The sequence below is a fragment of the Corynebacterium phoceense genome, from assembly GCF_900092335.1.
GTDB lineage: Bacteria > Actinomycetota > Actinomycetes > Mycobacteriales > Mycobacteriaceae > Corynebacterium > Corynebacterium phoceense.
In genome coordinates this window covers 357,355-379,157 of the sequence record NZ_LT596208.1, presented here as the reverse complement: position 1 = coordinate 379,157, position 21,803 = coordinate 357,355, and the positions used below count along the sequence as shown (strand labels likewise).

The 21,803-nt window shown below is 62.7% G+C and carries 21 protein-coding genes; 4 read left to right on the top strand and 17 right to left on the bottom strand.

Annotation, left to right across the window (positions count from 1 at the left end):
* Positions 1-4: 4 nt before the first annotated feature.
* From BN9444_RS05970 to BN9444_RS05960, 3 genes are all read right to left on the bottom strand, one after another.
* On the bottom strand, positions 5-2,821 hold the full coding sequence (locus BN9444_RS05970) for a class I SAM-dependent DNA methyltransferase (RefSeq protein ID WP_068801586.1): 2,817 nt from the start codon (positions 2,819-2,821) through the stop codon (positions 5-7).
* A gap of 239 nt (positions 2,822-3,060) precedes the next feature.
* A complete protein-coding gene (locus tag BN9444_RS05965) occupies positions 3,061-4,839 on the bottom strand; it encodes an acetyl/propionyl/methylcrotonyl-CoA carboxylase subunit alpha (protein WP_066485091.1) in 1,779 nt (592 codons plus the stop codon).
* Positions 4,840-5,013: 174 nt separating this feature from the next.
* Positions 5,014-5,871: a sulfurtransferase gene (locus tag BN9444_RS05960; protein ID WP_068801585.1), complete on the bottom strand. Its 858-nt coding sequence runs from the start codon at positions 5,869-5,871 to the stop codon at positions 5,014-5,016.
* A gap of 303 nt (positions 5,872-6,174) precedes the next feature.
* Here BN9444_RS05960 and BN9444_RS05955 point away from each other — a divergent pair, with 303 nt between their 5' ends.
* The 3 genes from BN9444_RS05955 to BN9444_RS05950 all read left to right on the top strand — a co-directional run bounded on the left by BN9444_RS05955 (position 6,175) and on the right by BN9444_RS05950 (position 7,710).
* On the top strand, positions 6,175-7,236 hold the full coding sequence (locus BN9444_RS05955) for a Cj0069 family protein (protein ID WP_066485099.1): 1,062 nt from the start codon (positions 6,175-6,177) through the stop codon (positions 7,234-7,236).
* Positions 7,237-7,327: 91 nt separating this feature from the next.
* On the top strand, positions 7,328-7,462 hold the full coding sequence (locus tag BN9444_RS15365) for a hypothetical protein (protein WP_255356834.1): 135 nt from the start codon (positions 7,328-7,330) through the stop codon (positions 7,460-7,462).
* Positions 7,459-7,710, top strand: a complete 252-nt coding sequence (locus BN9444_RS05950; RefSeq protein ID WP_066485101.1) for a hypothetical protein — start codon at positions 7,459-7,461, stop codon at positions 7,708-7,710. The genes BN9444_RS15365 and BN9444_RS05950 overlap by 4 nt, the downstream gene beginning before the upstream one ends.
* Positions 7,711-7,770: 60 nt before the next feature.
* On the opposite strand, the gene BN9444_RS05945 is transcribed toward BN9444_RS05950, so the two are convergent.
* From BN9444_RS05945 to BN9444_RS05880, 14 genes are all read right to left on the bottom strand, one after another.
* On the bottom strand, positions 7,771-8,190 hold the full coding sequence (locus tag BN9444_RS05945; RefSeq protein ID WP_066510897.1) for a DUF3151 domain-containing protein: 420 nt from the start codon (positions 8,188-8,190) through the stop codon (positions 7,771-7,773).
* A 37-nt stretch (positions 8,191-8,227) separates the two neighbouring features.
* Positions 8,228-8,830, bottom strand: coding sequence for a Maf family protein (locus BN9444_RS05940; protein WP_066485113.1), 603 nt, complete (start codon positions 8,828-8,830; stop codon positions 8,228-8,230).
* Between the two features lie 3 nt (positions 8,831-8,833).
* Positions 8,834-9,028, bottom strand: a complete 195-nt coding sequence (locus BN9444_RS05935) for an acyl-CoA carboxylase subunit epsilon (protein WP_066485115.1) — start codon at positions 9,026-9,028, stop codon at positions 8,834-8,836.
* Between the two features lie 21 nt (positions 9,029-9,049).
* Positions 9,050-10,396, bottom strand: coding sequence for an acyl-CoA carboxylase subunit beta (locus tag BN9444_RS05930; protein WP_066485123.1), 1,347 nt, complete (start codon positions 10,394-10,396; stop codon positions 9,050-9,052).
* A 97-nt stretch (positions 10,397-10,493) separates the two neighbouring features.
* The gene (locus BN9444_RS05925) at positions 10,494-12,104 is read right to left on the bottom strand and encodes an acyl-CoA carboxylase subunit beta (RefSeq protein ID WP_066485126.1); all 1,611 of its coding nucleotides are present in this window, start codon (positions 12,102-12,104) and stop codon (positions 10,494-10,496) included.
* Between the two features lie 225 nt (positions 12,105-12,329).
* Positions 12,330-12,581, bottom strand: a complete 252-nt coding sequence (locus tag BN9444_RS05920; RefSeq protein WP_066510899.1) for an adenine nucleotide alpha hydrolase family protein — start codon at positions 12,579-12,581, stop codon at positions 12,330-12,332.
* Positions 12,582-12,833: 252 nt separating this feature from the next.
* A complete protein-coding gene (locus tag BN9444_RS05915) occupies positions 12,834-13,136 on the bottom strand; it encodes a hypothetical protein (RefSeq protein ID WP_066485134.1) in 303 nt (100 codons plus the stop codon).
* A gap of 25 nt (positions 13,137-13,161) precedes the next feature.
* A complete protein-coding gene (locus BN9444_RS05910; RefSeq protein ID WP_066485141.1) occupies positions 13,162-14,454 on the bottom strand; it encodes an inorganic phosphate transporter in 1,293 nt (430 codons plus the stop codon).
* Positions 14,455-14,932: 478 nt separating this feature from the next.
* Positions 14,933-16,450, bottom strand: coding sequence for a maltose alpha-D-glucosyltransferase (gene treS, locus BN9444_RS05905; RefSeq protein WP_066485144.1), 1,518 nt, complete (start codon positions 16,448-16,450; stop codon positions 14,933-14,935).
* Positions 16,447-16,632, bottom strand: coding sequence for a hypothetical protein (locus BN9444_RS05900; protein ID WP_066485149.1), 186 nt, complete (start codon positions 16,630-16,632; stop codon positions 16,447-16,449). The genes treS and BN9444_RS05900 overlap by 4 nt, the downstream gene beginning before the upstream one ends.
* Complete coding sequence (locus BN9444_RS05895; protein ID WP_068801584.1) at positions 16,632-17,186, bottom strand: hypothetical protein; 555 nt, start codon at positions 17,184-17,186, stop codon at positions 16,632-16,634. Before BN9444_RS05895 ends, BN9444_RS05900 begins: the two co-directional genes overlap by 1 nt.
* Positions 17,187-18,026: a carbohydrate ABC transporter permease gene (locus tag BN9444_RS05890; RefSeq protein ID WP_068801583.1), complete on the bottom strand. Its 840-nt coding sequence runs from the start codon at positions 18,024-18,026 to the stop codon at positions 17,187-17,189.
* Positions 18,023-19,045: a carbohydrate ABC transporter permease gene (locus BN9444_RS05885; RefSeq protein ID WP_066485166.1), complete on the bottom strand. Its 1,023-nt coding sequence runs from the start codon at positions 19,043-19,045 to the stop codon at positions 18,023-18,025. The genes BN9444_RS05890 and BN9444_RS05885 overlap by 4 nt, the downstream gene beginning before the upstream one ends.
* Positions 19,046-19,242: 197 nt before the next feature.
* Positions 19,243-20,487: an ABC transporter substrate-binding protein gene (locus BN9444_RS05880; protein ID WP_068801582.1), complete on the bottom strand. Its 1,245-nt coding sequence runs from the start codon at positions 20,485-20,487 to the stop codon at positions 19,243-19,245.
* Between the two features lie 273 nt (positions 20,488-20,760).
* Between BN9444_RS05880 and BN9444_RS05875 the strand changes: the two genes are divergently transcribed.
* Positions 20,761-21,780, top strand: a complete 1,020-nt coding sequence (locus BN9444_RS05875; protein ID WP_068801581.1) for a biotin--[acetyl-CoA-carboxylase] ligase — start codon at positions 20,761-20,763, stop codon at positions 21,778-21,780.
* Positions 21,781-21,803: the final 23 nt, after the last annotated feature.

Sequence of the window (21,803 nt, the reverse complement as noted above, 5' to 3'; positions counted from 1 at the left end):
CCTGCTAGGAAGCCTTTTCAGCTTTCTCTACGGCTTGCGAGTAGAGCTTGAATAGGTGCTCCACGATGGTCTTTTCTTCGCAACCGGGTTCTAGACCATAGGCACGCTCGACAGCTGCATCCAGTGCCGCGTGAGCCTTAGTGAGCTCGGGGTACATCCAGTCGTTGTCGGGGTCATACATTTGCGCGATGGTCGAGTCTGGGTACTGGGCTCGTGCGTCGAGCACGGCCTGGCCGAGCTGGGCAATTTCTGCTTCCTGTTCGGGCGTGACATCTGGCCAGATGAGGTTGTTATAAGTGTCCTTGCTTGAATACTGGTAGTCCGACTTCAAGCGGCCACTGGTGGTCCTCATCCACGCGTTATGTACGCGAGAATGGATAAATGCGAATACATATAGGGAACCATCTGCGATTAGCCGTACGGCGTTGCTCGCGAACTCGCCGGGTTGGAGGAACCCAACAGGTATGTATTTCCTGCGCTCTGATGAAGTCTGTGGCAAGAGAATGGTGGTAGTCGTTGGGATATTCTCGACATGGAATCTCTTAGGGCGAGCTGCGAGCTTCCGTGTGCCAGCGCTGGAACTTTGTTCGCGGTAATCTCGAACGGCCTTTATACGTTCCTTGACGAGGGGCAGTCTATTCAGCTCGGCTGTCGAAGCTTCTCCGACCCATAGCACCCAGCGCTCAATGCCTTGGATGAACTCGCGGGACCCGTACCAGCGGTGAAAGAATGGATCGGACTTTGGTTCAGCTCTTAAGAACTGGTCCTTCTCCTCCTGTGTGAACAGATAATTACCACCGTCAATCGGTTTGTTACCAATCCCCATACTGGGTACATCTGAGAGCGGCTTAGACCGGCTCCATACGAAGACCTCGGGCGCGTCTTTGAGGTAAGCGTTTAGTTGTTTCGGGTGGCTTATTTCAGGCTCGCCCGTCACGGTGGGGTAGTGGAAGAGTGTCTTTGGTCCTCCGAGCTTGGAGAAGCCGACAATGACGCAGTAGACGGCTGCTTGGTCTGCTGCGCCGTTGGTCCATTTGAACGTGTCGTGTGCGAAGTCGATGCGGATGCCCATGTCCCAGAGACGGCTCCATACGTTGGCGACTTGCTCACCTTGGCAGATGCTGTTGGTTGAGACAAAGGCTGCGCGGATGTCGTGGTTGCCTAAGTACTTGGCGGCTTTGGCGTACCAGCCGCCTACGTAGTCGATGTTGCCCAGGTTCTTCGTCGCACCGATGGACTTGAACGTGGCCTGTAGCTCGGCCTTTTGCTCCTTGGACTGGTTGCGCGCGCCCAAAAACGGTGGGTTTCCAATAACGAAGCTGCACTGGTCCGGTTCAAGGACGTCTGCCCAGTCGAGCTGTAGCGCGTTGCCAAGCATGATGTTCGCAGAGTCGCGCAGCGGAAGGTTATCGATGTTTGCTGAGGTGAGAATCTCGGTCTCCGCGTCGGCTTGTAGCTTGGCAATCCAAAGCGCAGTCTGCGCGACCGATACCGCGAAGTCGTTGATCTCAATGCCGTAGAACTGGCTAATATGCACCTTGATCTGTGAGGACTCACCGCCAAAATCGAGCGCGGTCTGGTCATTCGCTAACTCAGAGAGCACCTTGTTTTCCAAGCGGCGCAGACTGATATAGGTCTCAGTGAGGAAGTTGCCCGAACCACAAGCAGGGTCGAAAAAGGTCAGGCTGGCAAGTTTATCGTGGTAGCGCTTGAGGTTGTTGCGCCGTTTGACTGCACCCACACCCGGCTCATTGATGATGTCTGTCAGCTCATCGGTCAACGCATCCAAAAACAGCGGGTCAATGACCTTGTGAATGTTCTCAGGACTGGTGTAGTGCATACCCCCTTGGTGACGAGTTTCAGGATTGAGTGTGGACTCAAAGACACCACCGAAGATCGTTGGGCTAATGTGCGACCAGTCCGTATCCGCCGACAGCTCGGTAATGAGCAGCTCGCGAATTTCGTCTGTGAAGTTAGGGATCTCAACATCTGTGCCTGTGAACAGGCCACCGTTGACGTAGGGCATGACCGCAAGTGCCTGCTCATCATACGGGTCACGCTGGTCTAACGGTGTATCGAGCTGGATAAACAGGCGCTTGAGGGCAAGACGCAACGCGGACGCATTGAAAGGGGCTAAGTAGTTCAACACCGCGTTCTTCGGGAAGATGCCCGCGTCCTCGGCAAACAGGCAGAACACCAAGCGCACACACAACACGTTGAGTGCATGCTGGGATGCGGCAGAATCCGGGTCAACGTACTGCTCGCGCAGCAGCTTGTAGAGCTTGCCGATAAGCTCGCCAGCTTGCAGTGATGCCTTCTGCTCGCGTCGGGCACGTTGCGCCTGCGGGTTGACCAGGAAGTCGAGAAGATGCAGCTGCTCGGGCAGCTCTTCAAGCTTGAAGGACTCATACTCGGTTTCTGGAAAGTCATCATCAAGATGATGAATGCGGAACTCACCGAAGTTACAGATGACAATGTAGTCCGGGCGCTTGGAGTTACGCTGCTGGTCCGCATAGCGCTTAGCCTGCTGGTACGGCGTGACCATCGTGCCCTGGCGCGGCTCCGGCTTGTCCATGTCGATGCCGAGCGACTTCTGCTCAATGAACGTCTTCGCATCGGGGACCACAACATCAATCCAGCCTGCGCCAGAGGTACGAGACTCAAAATGCAACGCCGTGGTCTGATTTCCCATCCCCAGCACCTCGGAGCACAAATCAATCCAAAACTGTTGGGTATCTGACTTCTCAGCACCCCGGTCTTTCCACCGCGAAGCGAAATCTCTAGCAGCAGCAACACGCTGCGCATGTGTCATCTCAGCCATGTAGGCAATTGTCTCATGCGCACGACAGACACAAGGCCGAAACACCGAATCTGTGCGAGGGACGGGTGGGCGGTGTCAAGTGCGATTGCGCAGAGTTGCAGAAATGATTCTGCCGCCGCGTGCAGGGGAGCAAGCGGCGGCAGAGGTGGTGGCAACGAGGCACTGGCAAGCGATGCCCCGGCATGCTGCGGGCTTGGGTGAGGGGGCATCGGCAAGCGATGCCGCTAGGGTGGGATGTCCTACTTGATGTCGAGGATGGGCTCGCCCTTGTTGATCTGGGTGCCGTTCTCGACCTTGAGGTCCTTTACGGTGCCAGACTTGTGGGCCTTGACGGGGTTTTCCATCTTCATGGCCTCGAGGACTACGACGACGTCGCCCTCATTGACCTCGGCGCCTTCTTCGACGTTGACCTTGATGACGGTGCCCTGCATGGGCGCTGCCACGGTATCGCCGGAGACGGCTGCCTTGGCGCCGCCACCGCGACGCTTCTTCGTCTTCTTACGTCCGCCGGTGTTGCCGAAGAAGAGATTGCCCGGCAGGGCGACCTCGACGCGGCGTCCGCCGATTTCGACGACGAACTTCTGGCCGGGTTCGTTGTCTTCTGCCGACGCGCCAGCGTCGGCGTCCGGATCTGTGTACGGCGGCAGGCCGTTGACCCACTCTTCCTCGATCCACTTGGTGTAGACGCCGAAGGAGCCGTCTTCTGCGGTAAACGCGGGGTCCTCGACGATGGCGCGGTCGAAGGGGATGACGGTGGGCAGGCCGGTGACGGTGTACTCGGCCAGGGCACGGCGGGCGCGCTGCAGGGCCTGCTCGCGGTCCTCACCCCAGACGATGAGCTTGGCGAGCATGGAGTCGAAGTTGCCGCCCACGACGGTGCCGGCTTGGACGCCGGAGTCGACGCGCACGCCGGGACCGGCGGGCTCGGAGTACTGGACGATGGTGCCCGGTGCCGGGATGAAGCCCGCGGCAGCGTCCTCGCCGTTGATGCGGAACTCAAAGGCGTGGCCGCGCGGAGCGGGATCCTCGGTGATCTCCAGTGGCAGGCCCTCGGCGATACGGAACTGCTGGCGCACGAGGTCGAAGCCGGTGGTCTCCTCGGTGACCGGGTGCTCGACCTGCAGACGGGTATTGACCTCAAGGAAGGAGATGAGGCCGTCGGAGCCGACGAGGTACTCGACGGTGCCGGCGCCGTAGTAGCCAGCCTCGCGGCAGATGCGCTTGGCGGACTCGTGGATGGTGGCGCGCTGCTCATCGGTGAGGAACGGGGCTGGGGCCTCCTCGACGAGCTTTTGGAAGCGGCGCTGCAGGGAGCAGTCGCGAGTACCCATGACGATGACGTTGCCGTGCTGGTCGGCGAGGACCTGGGCCTCGACGTGGCGGGCCTTGTCGAGGTAGCGCTCGACGAAGCACTCGCCGCGGCCGAAGGCGGCGGTGGCTTCGCGGGTAGCAGACTCGAAGAGCTCGGCGACCTCGTCGCGCTCGTAGGCGACCTTCATACCGCGTCCGCCGCCGCCGAAGGCGGCCTTGATGGCGATGGGCAGGCCGTGCTGGTCGGCGAAGGCCTCGACCTCGGCAGCATCCTTGACCGGGTCCGGGGTGCCGGGGGCCATGGGGGCATCGGCACGCTCCGCGATGTGGCGGGCCGTCACCTTGTCGCCGAGATCGGCGATGGACTGCGGGGAGGGGCCAATCCAGATGAGGCCGGCGTCGAGGACGGCCTGGGCGAACTCGGCGTTCTCGGAGAGGAAGCCGTAGCCCGGGTGGATGGCGTTGGCGCCGGACTTCGCGGCGGCGTCGAGAATCTTGGCAATGTCGAGGTACGACTCGGCAGAGGTCTGACCGCCCAAGGCGAAGGCCTCGTCAGCGAGTGCGACGAACGGGGCGTCCGCGTCCGGCTCGGCGTAGACGGCGACAGAGGCAATTCCAGCGTCGCGTGCGGCACGGATGACGCGCACGGCGATCTCACCGCGGTTGGCGATGAGCACCTTGGTGATCTTCTTGGTTTCAACAGTCACGGCTTATTTAAAACCTTCCTAGTTTGTTTGTGCTCGGACTATTATCGCACACAAAAACATGAGTGATCCGTCAGGTTTCTAGAAATTTGATCGACAAAGCCCTTACCTGCGCTTTTGTCGCGGTTAAAGACGGTGCGGCGTGTCGGTAAGGGCTCGTTCGGTGGTGTGAAGGGTTTAGCGCTCGATGGGCATGCGGATCATGTTGCCCCACTCGGCCCAGGAGCCGTCATAATTGCGGACCTTCTCAAATCCCAAGAGGAACTTGAGGACGAACCACGTGTGGGCTGCCTGGCTACCGAGGTGCGAATAGAGGATGGTGTCCTTCTTTGGATCGAGTTCCGCGTAGGCCTCGTCGAGCGAGGCGCGTGAGCGGAAGGCGCCGTTGGAATGCACGGCGAGTGACCACGGCAGGTTGACGGCGCCCGGGATGTGGCCGTGGCGGATGGTCGTGCCGTAGGAAGAATCGCCCTTGGGGGAGAACTCCGTGGCGATGCCTTGGTACTCCTCGGTGGGGCGAGTGTCGACGAGGGAAGCGTCGCCCAATTCGGAGACGAAGGCGCGGTGGTCCGCGTCGTCGCGTTCGGTGACGGGGTACTCGGACTCCGGGTGCTCCGGGACGGCGTAGGAGGTATCGCGTTCCTCGTTCATCCAGGCGTCACGGCCGCCGTCGAGGAGGCGGACGTCTGGGTGGCCGTAGAGTTCGAAGACCCACAGGGCGTAGGTGGCCCACCAGTTGTTCTTGTCGCCGTAGACGACGATGGTGTCGTCGCGGTGAATGCCCTTGGAGCGCATGAGTGCTGCGAAATCCTCGGGGCCGATGATGTCGCGGGTGAGCTTGTCCAGCAGATCCGTGTGGAAGTTGATGCGTGTGGCCGTGGGGATGTGGCCGATGTCGTAGAGGAGGTTGTCTTCATCGACCTCAATGACGCGCAAGCCAGGAATGCCCAAGCGGGCGGACAGCCACGGCGCGGAAACCATGCGTGAAGGAACGGCGTAGTCCTGGAACGACGGATTTGGGTCGGTCTCAATCATGGTCCTGGTGGCCTTTCTGTTGATTCAGGACGGGCTGAGGGTGAACTCCCTAGCGTAGTCTTTAGCCCTTTTACAATACCGCGATACCCAACAAGGGGTAACGTAATGTGGTCTCGGATACACGTGGGGGGCTGGTTATAACAACGATGCAGGTGGGGTGCGTGGGCCGTGGGTAGGTGGGGTTAATCACGGTTTCTTTAGCGCGCGAAAACGAGTGTACTCAGGTAATTTTTAGGCGAGGGCCGGAGGAATTCCCTTTACGCGCCCACAACAATTTTTCCCAGGGACGAAAGGTAAATTGCTGTGCACAAGGCAATCGTGGTTTTTGAGGTTGAAGGCGGCTCCGACAAGGGACCGGACGGCCACCGCAAGGACACCATGCCCATCGTGGAGGCCATCAAGGCCAACGGATGGGACTCGGAGGTCATCTACTTCCACCCGGACAACGCGGACGAGATCTTCGAGCGCGTCTCCCAGAACTTTGACGCCTACATCTCGCGCGTCAACCCCGGCAACATCCCCGGCGGCGAGAAGGGCTACTTCGAGCTGCTCACCAAGCTGGCGGACGCCGGGCTCGTGGGCATGTCCACCCCGGCCGACATGATGGCTTACGGCGCCAAGGACGCTCTGGTTAAGCTCAATGACACCCCGCTCGTGCCGGAAGACACTGCGGCCTACTACGAGGTCTCCGACTTCCACGAGACCTTCCCTACCTCCCTGTCTTTCGGTGAGCGTGTGCTCAAGCAGAACCGCGGCTCCACGGGTGAGGGCATTTGGCGCGTTCGCCTCGCTGATGCAGATCTGGCTGCCTCCGTCGAGCCGGGCACCGCGCTGCCGCTCGACACGGCGCTCAAGTGCACCGAGGCTGTCGACAACAAGACGCATGATTACACGCTGGGCGAGTTCATGGACTTCTGCGACCAGTACATTATCGGCGACAACGGCATGCTCGTCGACATGCGCTTCATGCCGCGCATTGTCGAAGGCGAAATCCGCATTCTCCTCGTGGGCAATGAGCCGGTCTTTATCGTCCACAAGAAGCCGGCCGAGGGTGGCGACAACTTCTCCGCGACGCTCTTCTCTGGCGCGAAGTACACCTACGACAAGCCGGAAGCCTGGCCGGAGCTGCTCGCCATGTTCGAGCGCGCCCGCCCCGTCATCGCCGAGAAGCTTGGCGAGACCGGCCACGTCCCGCTCATCTGGACCGCGGACTTCATGCTCGCCGACGGCGAGAACGGCGAGGATACCTACGTCCTCGGCGAGATCAACTGCTCCTGCGTGGGCTTCACCTCGGAGCTCGACATGGGCATCCAGGAGAAGGTCGCTGCGGAAGCCATCTCCCGCGTCGAGGCGGCCGACGCGTAGCGCACGTGCCTTCACGGTCAACGCGAGAACCTAGGAATCTGGCGATGACCCGCACCTCCCATATGATCGGGAGGTGCTTTTTTAAATCGTCGTGGCAGTCATCATGCTGCTCGTGGTGAGCGTCGTCGTCGCTGTCGTCACACCGGTCCCGGAGCTCGACATCGAGCCCGACCTCATCCTCCCGCCGCTGCTCTACGCCACGGCGTTGCGGCCGGCGCCGTCATGAGCCCTTCCGATGCCGTCGCCACCTCCATCGTGAAGAAGGCCGGCGTCAACCGCCGCGTCATCTCCATCCTCGATGGCGAGGGACTCATCAACGACGTCGGCTCTGGTCACCCTGCGCACGGCGCTGCTCGCCGCGAGGGTTCTGTCATCGTCTGGTCCGGCATGCGTGGTGCCGTGAGGTTCGCCGCGGCGCAGACCATCCCCGTGGGCACGCGGCCTCCGCGAGGAAATCGGCGAGGCGGTTTCTGAATTGCTCGAGGTATCCGTCAAGCCACATGGGGTCCCGTTCTGTCGCGCGTGAAGCGCGCCTTAGTCGAGCAGCTGCGCCACGCAGTCCGGGTCCGCGTCGGAGAGCATCTGACGCAGACGGTCGTACTCGTCTGTCTCGCCGATGGCCTGGGCGGCGTGGGCGAGGGCGGCCCAGGAGCGTAGGACGCCCTGGTTAGGCACGTGGGCGAAGGGGACTGGACCCCAGCCCTTCCAGCTGTTGCCGCGCAGGCGGTCGAGGCTGCGGTGGTAGCCGGTACGGGCGAGGGCGTAGGCCGTGATGTAGGCGGTGGGCAAGGCCTCGTCCTCGCGGACGCGGGCGAGCTCCTTTTCGGCGAGCAGCGCCCACACGAGCGGGGAGCTGGGGTGTTCGACGGCGCCCTGCGTAAGGTCGGTGACGTCGTGGCCGGGGTCTTCCGGCAGCAGGATGGGATCCGGGGCAAGCATGTCTTTCATTTCCATGTTCGCCACTCTACGCAGGATGGAGGGAGTCGCGTGGCTAGTTGCGCGGCAGATTCCAGAATTCCGAGGCGTTCACCCCAAACTCGTAGAGCGCGCGGCGCACGACGGGCAGGGACAGGCCGATGACCGAGGAGGGGTCGCCCTCGATGGCGTCGATGAACCAGCCGCCGAGGGCCTCGAGCGTGAACGCGCCCGCGCATTGGAGGGGTTCGCCCGAGGCCGCGTAGGCCGCGATGTCGGTCTCGGAGGCCTGCGCGAAGTGGACGGTCGTCGTGGAAGTCTCCACGTAGCGCTTGTCGCCGAGCAGGATGCAGTGTCCGGTGAGCAGCTGCGCGGATTTGCCCGCTTGGGCGCGCCAGCGCTCGACAGTGCGCTCCTCGGTGTGCGGCTTGCCTTGGAGCTGCCCGTCGAGCAGCAGCATGGAATCGCCGCCGATGACGACGTCATCAGGGTAGTGGGGCGCGATGGCCTCGGCCTTGGCAGCGGCGAGGGCTGCGACGACGTCGCCGGGGGCGGCATCGGCAAGCTCAGCCTCGATGGCGCGCTCGTCGACGTGTGCGGGGCGTAAAACGGGTTCGACCCCGGCGCCGCGCAAGATGGCTGCGCGGGACGGGGACTGAGAAGCGAGAACGATACGCATGCTTTAGTAGTAGCGCACGTTGCGGAACGCGGACGGGTTGAACCGGTGGCCCGGCTCGGTCCACAGATCACGCGTCTGCTTCGTCTGCGCGGCCTTGGCGCGGGCGTCCGCGTCGAGCTGCGTGAGGACGGCGGTGAGAGCCGCGACCTCGTCGTCGCTGGGGTTGCCCCGCAGGACCTGAATGACGGGAGCGTTCATAGCTGCCTCCTTGGGTAGTTTCTAAAGAACGATATTGCTGTGCTTCTTGGCGGGGGTCGAGACGATCTTGCGCTCGAGGAGACGCAGGCCCTCGATGAGGTAGCCGCGGGTGGCGGCCGGCTCGATGACGGCGTCGACAAGGCCGCGCTCGGCGGCCTGGTACGGGGTGAGGAACTCTGCAGCCTCGGCCTCCTCGACGCCCAGGGTGCTGGCGAGCGTCGTGGCGTCCGCGACGGCGATCTCCGCGGTGGGCCATGCGTAGGCGAGGTCCGCGCCGAGATCCTTGGAGCCCATGACGACGTAGCCGGAGCCGTACGCGCGGTGCAGGACCACGGTGAGCTTGCCCACGGTCGCCGCGGCGTAGGCCTGGACGAGCTTGGATAGACGTGCTGGCTGCGCGGTGAGCTCCGGGGTGTCGACGAGCTCGATAATCGGCGTGTTGAACGCGTCGCACAGGCGGATAAAACGGGCGGCCTTCTCCGCTGCGGCCTCGTCGAAGCCGCCGGCCGTCGCGATAAGGCCGACGGTGCGGCCCTCGAGCCGGGCGAATGCGGTGGAGATGCCGCGCACATCGGCCTGGAGCTCGAGGACGTCATCGAAGAGGGCGTCGACGATGGCGCTCATCTCGAAGGAGCCGTTGTCCGCGATGGCCGCGTTGAGCGCGCGGTCGGACTCCGAGATATTCTCCGCGATGGAGCCTGCCTGGAGGGCGGCGTCCGTGCGCGGGGCCTCTGCGCGGTTATTGGAAGGCAGGTAGCCCAGCACGGTGCGGGCGGCGGCGATGGCCTCGTCCGCATTTGCGGCGTGAAGGTGGCCGCCCTCGCCGATCACGATATCCGCCATGACCGGGGCGAGCGTAGCCAGCGGGGCGAGCTCGCCGACCTGGATGGCGACCTGCGGGATAAGCCCCGAGGCGCGCGTGACGCGCTCGAGGATGCGCGCCTGCATGGCGAGCGTGACGATGCCCTCCTGGGCACGCGGGGCGCCGGCCTCGACGATGGAGACCATGGGCACGCCGGTCTTCAAAGCTAGGTCGTAGAGCTTGATGATCTTCTCGCCGTAGACCTCGCCCATCGTGCCATCGAAGACGGTGGCGTCCTGCGAGTAGACGCAGACCTTGCGGCCATTGATCGTGCCGTAGCCGGTGATGACGCCGTCCGTGTAAGGACGGTCGTGCTCGCGGCCGAAATCCTTGGAGCGGTGACGGGCGAGAGCGTCCGTTTCCACGAAGGATCCGTCGTCCATGAGGGCATCCAGCCGCGCGCGGGCCGCTGGGGTACCGGCATCCGCGCCGAGTGGCGAGCGGGACTCGGCAATCTTATTACCGAGGTCCTCAATCTTGCCTGCAGTGGTTTTCAGATCAGTCATAACGCCTTAGTTTACAAGCCGGAACCGGCAGGGGTCGCATCAGCGCTGCCAAGCGGTGCGCGCTGGTGTGGTCCTGCCGGTTGTTGCTCCGTGTGATTTACAGCGGGATATTTCCGTGCTTGCGGGCCGGGCGGGCGACGTTCTTGTCCGCGTAGAGGCGCAGGTTCTTCGCGATGGTGGAACGGGTCTCCGATGGCAGGATGACCGCGTCGATGAGGCCGCGCTCGGCCGCCTTGTATGGGTTGAGCATGTGGTCTTCGTACTCACGCTCGAAGGACTTGGCGAGCTCGGCGACGTCGAGACCCTTCTCGCGCGCCTGCTTGAGCTCCTTGCGGTAGATGAAGCCCACAGCGCCGGCGGCACCCATGACGGCTATCTGTGCGGTCGGCCATGCCAGGTTGACGTCAGCGCCCAGGCCCTTGGAACCCATGACACAGTACGCGCCACCGTAGGCCTTGCGCATAGTGACGGTGATCTTCGGGACGGTGGCTTCGCCGTAGGCGTAGAGCAGCTTCGCGCCGCGACGCAGGATGCCGTTGTGCTCCTGGTCCGAGCCCGGCAGGAAGCCTGGGACATCGACGAGGAGGACGATCGGGATGTTGAAGCTGTCGCACGTGCGGATGAAGCGTGCGGCCTTCTCCGAGGAGTCGATGTCGAGGCAGCCGGCGTACACCATGGGCTGGTTAGCAACGAAGCCGACGGTCTTGCCCTCGATGCGACCGAAGGCGACCACGACGTTCTCGGCGCGCGCTGCCTGGATTTCCATGTACTCGCCGTCATCTGTGAGCGCCTCGATGACGTCGCGAACGTCGTAGGGCTGGGTGGGGGAGTCCGGGATAATCTCATCGAGAACGAGGTCGTCTGCGGTGATCTCGTCGAGTTCCTCGTAGGACTCGACGGGAGCGAGCTGGCGGTTGTTCGACGGCAGGTAGCTCACGAGATCGTGGACCCAGTCGAGTGCGTCCTCGTCCGAGGATGCCGTGTAGTGCGAGTTGCCGGCCTCCTTCATGTGGACCTTGGCGCCGCCGAGCTCTTCCTGCGTGACCTTCTCGCCAGTGACGGTCGTGATGACGTCCGGGCCGGTGACGAACATCTTGGACTTCTCGTCGACCATGACGACGAAGTCGGTCAGCGCCGGGGAGTAGGCATTGCCGCCAGCGCAAGCGCCCATGATGACCGAGATCTGCGGGACGACGCCGGAGGCCTTGATGTTCTGGTAGAAGGTTGCGGCAATCCAGTCGAGGGACACCGCGCCGTCTTGGATGCGCGCGCCCGCGCCCTCGTACAGGCCGATGAGCGGGCGGCCAGTGGTCACAGCGAGTTCCTGAATCTTCACCATCTTTTCGCCGTAGACCTCGCCGAGCGCGCCGCCGAAGACGGTGCCGTCCTGGCTGAAGATGCACACCTCGCGGCCGTCGATGGTGCCCCAGCCGGTCACGATGCCGTCCGTCACGGGCTTCTTGGCGCCCATGCCGAAGTCCGTCGTGCGGTGCACGGCGAGCATGTCGGTCTCCACGAACGAGCCTTCATCAAGCAGGTAATCGAGGCGTTCGCGTGCAGTCAGGCGGCCAGCTGCGTGGACTTTCTCATGCGCCTTTTCGCCCATGGGTGCCTGGGCGGCCTCGCGGCGACGCTTGAGCTCAGCAATCTTCGCGGCGGTGGTGTCCGCGGCGGTTTCGAGTTCCGTCAAATGTGAGGAAATAGTCATGTTTGGAAATCGTACTGGCACGACCGGCGGTTTTCCACACTGCCGCGCCGGTGATTTGTATCACGAAACTAGTTTTCGCAGCTCAAACGTGAGGAAATCCTCAAAAATTTTTCTGAAGTGGTCTGGTGGCGTGGCGCGGGGCTGGGGGGTGGGCCCGCTGGGCTATATAAAAAGCGACCCCGCGGGCCTTGGAAAGGTCGTGCGGGGTCGCTGAGGGGCGGGAGTTTATGCAGCCCACCCGAAGCTGGACAGAAAGCCTTCGGTCGCTGCGAGCTCCGCGGTGCGGGGAGCTCGGCCAGTGGCGGACTCGAATGTGGAAATAATCTCAGCCGAGGTGGCCGGGACTAGGTCGTGCTCGAGCAGGTGCTCGGCGACGCGGGCGGCGGTGGGGGTCTCCTGAATGAGATCGAGGCCGGTGGCCGTGGAGCCGCCGAAGGCTGAGGACAGCGTGTCCAGCAGGGTAGTGATCGTATTCATTGTCGAACCTCCTTTGTCGATCATCGGGGATGTGTGCATCCCTCTCTAGAGGAAGAACGTCCGAGCGGTATCGATCGGACGACACTTCGTTGGTAAGTACCCACTATACATGTTGACCTATGTTTGGGCAAAGTTCTTGTTAAGGCTATGTTTACCTGCTGTTCACCTAGTGGGGAATGTGCGGGTGAGGTGGTGAAAAACGGCGACACGCCGCATGCACATAAATATGCACGCGGCGTGTCGTTGAAGGGGCTAGTGAGAGCCTCCGAGGTTTCCGAAGAGCTCCCAGCCGAAGTAGTGCTCCAGTGTGCCCTTGGAGATCCACAGGATGGCCACGACGATGACGGCGGCGAGGAACGCGTAGACGGTCCAGCCGAGTACCTTCATCTGCGTGGAGGCCTCGGTGTCGCCGACGATGACACCCTGGTCGTTGCGGATAGGGTCGCCGGTCATGCAGCGCATGCCCAGGGCGAAGAGGAGGGGAATGCCGGCGCCGAAGATGAGCGCGAGCCCGGCGACGCGGAAGATGGCGATGGCGATAGATGCGGCAGTCATGAGCGAGTTACCTTCTTAACAGTGCTTACAGGTTCTTGGCCTGCGGAGCGGGGGAAGCCGGGTCGTTGATGGTGGAGGCTGCGGCTGCGGTAGCGACAGCGCCTTCGTTGGCGACGGCCGCGGGGGTCTTGGGCTCCAGGGAGGAGTCGACGGACTCGGCGTCCGCGTCCCACTCGTCGTTGACGTTGGATGCGTCGACCGGGTTCATGCGGGCGCGGATGACCATGATGACCGCCATGGCGATGAGGATGATGAAGTCGACGATGACGCCCACGGTGGTGGTCGTAGCCGCGGAGACGCCCGTTGCGACCCACCAAGAAGCGAAGCCGACGGCGGCGGCGCACGGGATGGTAATCAGCCAGGCGGATACCATGCGCATGGCCACGCCCCAGCGGACCTCGGCGCCCTTCTTGCCGATGCCGGTACCCATGATGGAACCGGTGGACACGTGCGTCGTGGACAGCGCCATACCGCCAGCGGCGGAGGTGAGGATGATGGCGGCGGAGGTGGCCTCGGCGGCCATGCCCTGCGGGGACTCAATCTCAACGAGGCCCTTGCCCAGGGTGCGGATAACGCGCCAGCCGCCGGAGAGGGTGCCGGCCGCGATGGTGACGGCACAGGCAACGATGACCCAGGTCGGGATGCGCTGGTCGGAGACGGCTTCGCCAGCAGCGACGAGGGCGAGGAAGATAACGCCCATGGTCTTCTGCGCGTCACCGGCACCGTGTGCGAGGGAGACTAGGCATGCGGTGACAATCTGGCCGTGACGGAAGTGCTCGTTCTTCGTCTTGTCCGGGATGGTGTTGGTGACCCAGTAGACGAGGGCCGTTGCGGTGGCGGACACGAGGGCTGCGATCACCGGCGAGGCGAGGGCCGGCACGATGATCTTGCCCATGATGGACGACCATGCGACGCCGCCGGTGCCCATGGCGGCGAAGGCCGCGCCGATGAGGCCGCCGAACAGAGCGTGGGAGGAGGAGGACGGCAGGCCGAGGAGCCAGGTGAACAGGTTCCAGAAGATGCCGCCGATGAGGCCGGTGAAGACGACGATGAGAAGGTTCTCGCCGTCCGTGGCGCTCGAGAGGTTGTAGGAGTCAAGGTTGACGATGCCCTTGGCGACGGTTGCCGCGACATTGACGGACAGGAATGCGCCCACGAGGTTGAGGGCGGCGGAGATGGCAACTGCCGTGAACGGCTTGAGGGCGCCGGTGGCAATCGAGGTTGCCATAGCGTTGGCCGTATCGTGGAAACCGTTGGTGAAGTCAAAAGCCAACGCGGTGATGACCACGATGGCGAGAATAAGCAGGGTCGCTGTCACGGCGGAGATTTCTTTCTTGTACGACGATGGCTCTGTTGCGGCTTCCCGGTTCGATGCAGGTGCGAAGCGCAGGAAATGCGCGACGAGTATGTACAGTTTGAAGCTTAGACCGCTGGCCTGTCTGCAGTTAAAAATTGGTTTGACCTGCAGTATTAGTTCTAATGTGTGCTCATTTGACCCTAGGGGAACAGGTGTTAAATCGCAGCACAACTGGAGTTAACCTCTAGTTCATTTAAGCCTGAGGGGAGCGTCACATAGTTTCGTCTTGGTGATAAAGTAGACTCGTTTTTCACCGCTCACAAGCCCGAAAACGGCCGTTCGAGGCGTTCTACGTGACCGTGAGCCACGGTGATAGTCCCCGAAAACGCGCAGACATGGCATCACATATTCATGCCGGCATGGCGCGCGAGCAGTCGCGAAGAATAGCCGACGGATGAGGGGCGCGCCAATCGAGGACGAGGATGTGACGGCTGGGCGCCTATACGGCTCCGTCCCCAATTTCTTCGATCGGCACCCACGCGTAGCCATATGGGCCCAATTCCACCGGGCCCAAATCGACGTCCGCGTCGGTGAAGTTGTGGAGACAGAGCAGATCGCCGCGCTGGAAGCCGAACACGCCTTCGACGCCAGTCTCGACCGCTTCATAGGGCGCCGTGCCGAGTTCGGGGTGCGCCTTGCGCTGGGCGATGAGCCCTCGGACGGTCATGAGCAAGGAGGCATCGTCAAGCTGCTGCTCCGCGACGGAAGTACCCTCGCCGCCAACGATGGGCCACCGAGTCTCGCCGGTAGAAAAGCCGGCGCCGGGGCCTGGTTCCCACTGCATGGGCGTGCGGACGGCATAGCGATCCGGAAGGGAGACGTCATCTCCCATGCCAATCTCGTCCCCGTAGTAGATAAAGGGCGCGCCCGGCAGTGTCATAAGCAGGGAGAAGAGGAGCTCGATCTTGCGGCGATCGCCTTCCATGAGCGGGGCGAGACGGCGTGCGATGCCCACGTTCGCCTTGGCGCGCGGGTCCTTGGCATAGGCGTCGTACATCCGGGTGCGCGCCGCGGGGCTCGCCATCTCGAGGGTGAGCTCGTCGTGATTGCGCAGGAACGTGCCCCACTGGCAGTCAGCCGGCAGGGGCGGTAGTTCGTCGAGGATGTCGTAGAGGGGCTCGGCGCTGCCCGTGGCGACGGCCTCGAAGATCTTGGGCATCACCGGGAAATTGAAGACCATGTGGACGCGGTTGCCGCTGCCGAAGTACTCCATGGTTTCGCGCGGCGGCTGGTTGGCCTCGGCGATCATCATCGCTTCCGGGTACTCCGCATTGACCATCGCGCGCAGCCGCTCGAGGAATGCGAAAGTCTCGGGCAGGGATTCGCCGCCTTGGCCGTCGCGCTCGAAGAGATAGGGGATGGCGTCGAGGCGGAAACCATCGAGTCCCTTGTCCATCCAAAATCGCACGATATCGAAGATTTCGGTCTGCACCGCCGGGCAGTCGTAATTGAGATCCGGCTGGTGCGTGTAGAAGCGGTGGAAGTAGTACTGCCCGCGCTCCTCGTCCCACGCCCAGTTAGAGATTTCGTAGTCGGTGAAGATAATGCGGATCTCGGGGTAGCGCGTGGGGTCGTCGCCCCACACGTAGTAGTCCCCGTAGGGGCCGGCGGGATCGCGGCGGGACTCCTGGAACCAGTAATGCTGGTCAGAGGTGTGGTTGAGTGCCAAGTCCGTGATGACGCGGATGCCGCGCGCGTGCGCCTGCTCCAGGAGCTCCTCGAAATCGGCCATCGTGCCGTAGCGCGGGTTAATGGAGCGGTAGTCCGCGATGTCGTAACCATCGTCGCGCATGGGCGAGTCGAACATGGGCGGCAGCCAGAGGCAATCCACGCCCAGCCATTCCAGGTAGTCGAGCTTGTCCGTCACTCCGCGCAGGTCGCCCATGCCGTCGCCATTCGAGTCATTGAAGGCGTGGAGGAGGGCTTGGTAGAAAATGGCGTTGTGGAACCAGCTCATTGAAGATCCTTTCGCTTGGCCCGCCACAGTGCCCACTCGAGCGCCACGAGGACTCCGGCTAAGAGGCCGGGCCACAGAGCGGGGGAGGGTTGGAAGAGATTGAGGATGGCCTGCAGGAGGGCCAGGGCAGCGAAGAAGCCGACGAAGCCCAAGGCCGAGTCCCACAGAAGCGCGCGGCGCATTAGCGCACCGTCACGCTAAATGTCGTGCCGTCAGAGAGCTGTACCTCGGTGGTGCCTGCAGTGAGCCCGCCGACGCCGGCGTTGAATTGGGTGCCGTCTTGCTCGTAGGCCGGACTGAAGACGGCAACGGCAGGATCAGCGATGGTCGCGTCGAGACCCTCTGCGCCCGTAATGACGAGGTATTCCCCGGAGGCCAGCTCGATGTCCTTGCCCCTTAGCTCCGCGGGGCTGAGGATGTGCGGGGTCGGGGCGCCCTCGGCGGTGGGCTCTGCGCCCTGCGGATTCGTCAGCGGTGCCGCGGGGGCTGGGCTTTCCGATGCCCCCTCATTCCCACCGTCAGCCGGGGCCGAGGCCTCGGCGGGGACTGATGCCGCAGCGGGGGCATCGGTAGGTAAGGCCATACTCGTTGGGGACGCGGCGCTGCTGTGCACGCTCGGCGCGGGGGAGGCGGGCGCCGACGTCTCCGCGGATTCCTCGCCGCTGCTGCACGCAGTCACGGCGAGCGCAGCGGCGACGAAGGTGCCGACGGCAAGCGCTGTGTGACTCGTTCTCATCTAGGCTTTCACTCCTCCGGCGGTAAGCCCCGCCACGATACGGTGCTGGAAAACTAACACCATAATAATGAGTGGCACCGTCACGAGGGCGCCCGCGGCCATCGTCGCCGCGTAAGGATACTCGAAGGCAGAGGGGCCGCTGAAGCGCGCGATGGCGACGGTCACCGGCTCAGTGTCCGTGGTGGACAGTTGCTTGGCGAGCATGAACTCGTTCCACGTCGTGATAAACGCGATAATCGCGGTGGTAAAGAGCGCCGGTGCGGCGAGCGGCAAAAGGACGAGGCGGAAGGCCTGGCCCTTCGTCGCGCCGTCGACGCGGGCGGCCTCCTCGAGCTCCCACGGCAGCTGCCGGAAGAAGCTGAGCAGCGTGTAGACCGTGAGCGGCAAGGCAAAAGAGATATTCGGGATGATCATCGCCTGGTAGGTGCCGATCCACGTGAGATCGCCGAACAGCTGGAAGAGCGGCGTGACAAGCGCGATGCCTGGGAACATGGAGGCCGCGAGGATGATGCCTGTGACAAAGCCCTTTCCGGGGAAGTCGAGACGCGCGAGCGCGTACGCAGTAAACACGCCCACGGCGACGGCGACGGCGGTCGTCGCGAGCGAAATAAGCAGGGAGTTGCCGATGGCGCCGAGGAAGTCGTTGCCCTTGTCCGTGGCGAGCGCGTCCTTGAAGTTGTCGAGCGTGACGTGCGTGGGCCACGGAGTTGTATCGAACGTGTGGGCGCTGTCGCGCAAGGCCGTGACGACCATCCAGTAGAAGGGCGCAAGACCCCAGAACATGATGAAGAGGATGCCGGCGTAGTGGCCGACGGTGCTCCACAGTTTGTTGCCGGTCATGCTGCTACCTCCTGGTTGTCCTGAGCTTTCTTCGCCGCTTTTTCTTGGCGGCGTTGCGCACGCTTCTCCGCCGTGCCGCCCACGTCAGCGCCGAGGAAGCGGATGAGGATGAAGGCGACGGCGAAGATGAGCAGGAAGATGAGCGTGGACAGTGCCGAGGCCGAATTGAAGTTGCCCTGGCGCATATCCTCGACCACGAGCTGCGACACCGTTGCGGTGGGCGAGTTCGAGGAGCTGGAAATCATGATGACGGGCAGGTCGTACATGCGCAGTGCGTCGAGGGTGCGGAAGAGGATGGCGACCATGAGGGCCGGTTTCACCAGCGGTAGTGTGATCTTGGTGAAGCGCTGCCACGCGGTGGCGCCGTCGACGCGGGCCGCCTCGTAGACGTCCCTGGGGATCATCTGCAGGCCGGCGAGGATGAGCAGCGCCATAAACGGCGCAGTCTTCCACACGTCCGCGATGATGACGGCCAAACGCGCATAGAACGGGTCCGTCGTCCACGCGACGTGCGTGCCCAGCAGGGAGTTGACGATGCCCTGCGGGGCGAACATGAACTGCCACAGCTTCGCCGTCACGGCCGTAGGAATGGCCCACGGCACGAGCACGGCCGCACGTACAAGGCCGCGGCCCTTGTACTCGCCGTTCATGATGAGTGCCATGATCATGCCGAGGATGGTCTCGAGCAGCACCGTGACGACGGCGAAGAAGATCGTGATGCGCACGGCAGGCCAGAAGTCCGTGGCGATAACCCCCGGCGGGCAGGCGCTCACCACTCCCGTGCCGGACATGCATCGGTTGTTGACCCAGTAGAGGTAGTTCTCGAGACCTGCAAACTGTCCTTCGACGAAGACGCCGGTGGAGGGGTCGAGGCGCCGGTTGCCCTGGAAGGAGAGCATGATGGCGCGCACGATGGGGTAGCCGATGACGATAGCCAGCACGATGAGCGCCGGCGCAATGAGCCCGGCGGCCTGGCCGTAGGTCTTGCGTTTTAAGGCTTGGGGCGTGGAAATTGCCACAGCGGTGGGCCTTTCTAGCTTGAGTGATGATGACGCGCTCCGTACGCCGGGGCGATGCGGCATCCTTGTGACGGACATCCTATCGCGTGAAAGTGTGACTTCAGCGAATTGCGGACCGTAGGGACGAGGAAAGCGTTTGAGAAAACGCGAAGGCCGCCCCACGACGGGGGCGGCGAGGCGTCTGTGAGGACGGTGAATTAGCCCTGCTGTGCCTGCTCGATGGCAGCCTTCATGTCGGCGGTGGCGTCGTCGACGGAGGTACCGGAGGTCAGGGCTGCGTAGGCGTTATCCTGCACGGCCTTAGAGATGGCGGTGTAGAACGGGGAGACCGGACGCGGTGCAGCGTTCTCCAGGGACTCCTTGAGTGCCGGCAGGTACGGGAACTGCTCGATCAGTTCCTCATCGTCGTAGATGGACGAGAGGACCGGCGGGAAGGAAGCCTCAGCGAAGGACTTCTGGTTGTCCTCGTTGACGATGAACTTCATGAAGTCCAGTGCAGTCTGCTTGTGCTCGGAGTTGATGTTGATGCCGTTGTTGTAGCCACCCAACGTGGACACGCCCACGCCGTCCTTGCCCACGAGCGGGGAGACCTCAACCTTGACGCCAGCGTCGACGGCGTTGGTGTACATGTACGGCCAGTTGATGGCGAAGGCGGTCTTACCCTCGGTGAATGCGAGGTTGGTCTCTTCCTCCGTGGCGGCGGTGGAGTCCTTAGAGATGACGCCATCTTTGTAGGCGTCGACCATGGCCTGGAGACCCTCCTTGGACTCGGTGGAGTCCACGTTGACGGAGCCGTCGTCCTTGAGGACGCTGCCGCCCCAGCCTTCCATGAAGCCGGCGGTATTGACGGTGAGGCCCTCGTACTGCTTGAGCTGCGTGGTCAGGCAGTTGGCGCCTTCCTTGAGTGCCTCACACGCAGACTTGAAGTCGTCGAACTTGTTGACCTCGGTCGGGGCGAGCTCCGCGTTGCGGAAGAGCAGCTGGCCGTTGGTGTTCTGCGGCAGTGCGTAGAGCATGTCGTTGTACGTCGCGGATTCGACGGTGGCCGGCAGCAGGTCTGCGGTGTCGACCTCGAGGTCGCCGGTGAGCGGTGCCAGCCACTGGTTAGCGGCAAAGTCTGCAGTCCACACGACGTCGAGTGCCATGACGTCATAATCGGAGTTGCCAGCCTGCAAGGACTGAACGAGGGTCTCGCGCTGTGCGTCGGCCTCACCAGCAAGCTCGGCGAGGGTGACCTTCTCGTCCGGGTGCTCCTTGTTCCACGCTTCGATGATGGGTTGAATCTTGTCAGTATCGTTCTTGCCCATCGCGAAGGTGATGGGGCCGCGGCCTCCTTCGCCCGTGCCCTCTTGTGCTGCTTGGGAGCTGTCATCGGACGAGTTCGAGCAGCCCGTGAGCACCAGAGCGAGTGCCGCAGTGGTCGCGAGGATAGTCTTCTTCATGGAGATTTCACCTTTCAGAAACAACAGTTGTCTCAAAGGTAAAATACCCACAGCGCTCGTGGCCGCTTTTTGTGGTTTTTCACGCTCAATGGGGGTAACGCGCATACCCCTCCTGCGCGAGAGTGGGGAGCGCCTGAACTGGCTGCGTAGGGCGGCGGGTCGACACTCGAAGGAAGGCCGTCGTGACCAGCGCATGCGACCAGAGATTCGCCCCAGCGATTCGCCGGTGGCTCGTTCTGTCCGCATGGACCGACGCGGGTAACGTGAAGAGCCATGAGCACTTATGACTTGGAGCGTATTCGCACCGAACTCGCTGAAGACTATGCCGTTATCGACTACGTCGAGGAAACCGGTTCGACGAATACCGATCTGATGCAGGCCACCGACGTCACTGATGGCACTGTTCGCCTCACTGATCTGCAGACCGCCGGCAAAGGCCGCCTGGGCCGCGTGTGGACCGCGCCGAAGGGCTCGCAGGTGACCTTCTCTGTTCTCCTGCTTCCTGAGTCCCTCGATCATCTGGGCACCTTGCCTCTCGCCGCGGGTTTGGCCGTCACCGACGCGATCCCCGGCACGGTCCTCAAGTGGCCCAACGACGTGTTACTCGACGGCAAGAAGCTCTGCGGCATCCTCGCCGAAGCCGGTCCCGTGGGCAAGGCCTTCAAGTCGGGCACATTCAAGTCCGGCGAAATGAACAAAGCAGAAATTAATAAGGCCGAAGTCAATAAGGCAGAAATTAATAAGGCCGAAATCGCCCCGAAGACGGAAGCCTCCAAGCTCGAGGTGTCCAAGGTCGAGGTCGCGCCGAAGACTGAAGTCAATAAGGCAGAGATCAACAAGACTGAGGTAAATAAAGCCGAAATCAACAAGGCTGAGGTCAATAAGGCCGAAATCAATAAGGCTGAGGTGGCGCCGAAGACGCAGGGCGGCAAGGCGCCGTCCGCACGCGTCGTGCTCGGCATGGGCATTAACGTCTCCATCGCGGAAGAGGAACTGCCGGTTCCCACGGCTACCTCGCTTGTGCTCGCGGGCCGCGAGGATGACCGCACCGGGGTGGCCATCGCAATCCTCAAGGCGCTGCGCCACCGTATCGAGCAGTGGGAGAACCAGGATCCGCAGCTCATGGATGACTACCGCAAGGTCTGCTCGTCGATTGGACTCAATGTGCGCCTCGAAGCCCCGACCGGGGATGTCACCGGCATCGTGGAAGGTGTTGCGGAGGACGGCCGTATCAACGTCGGCGGCGAATACTACTCGGCCGGTGACGTCATTCACCTGCGCCCGACCGACTAATTTCGAGTCTGCGTCTTCTACGA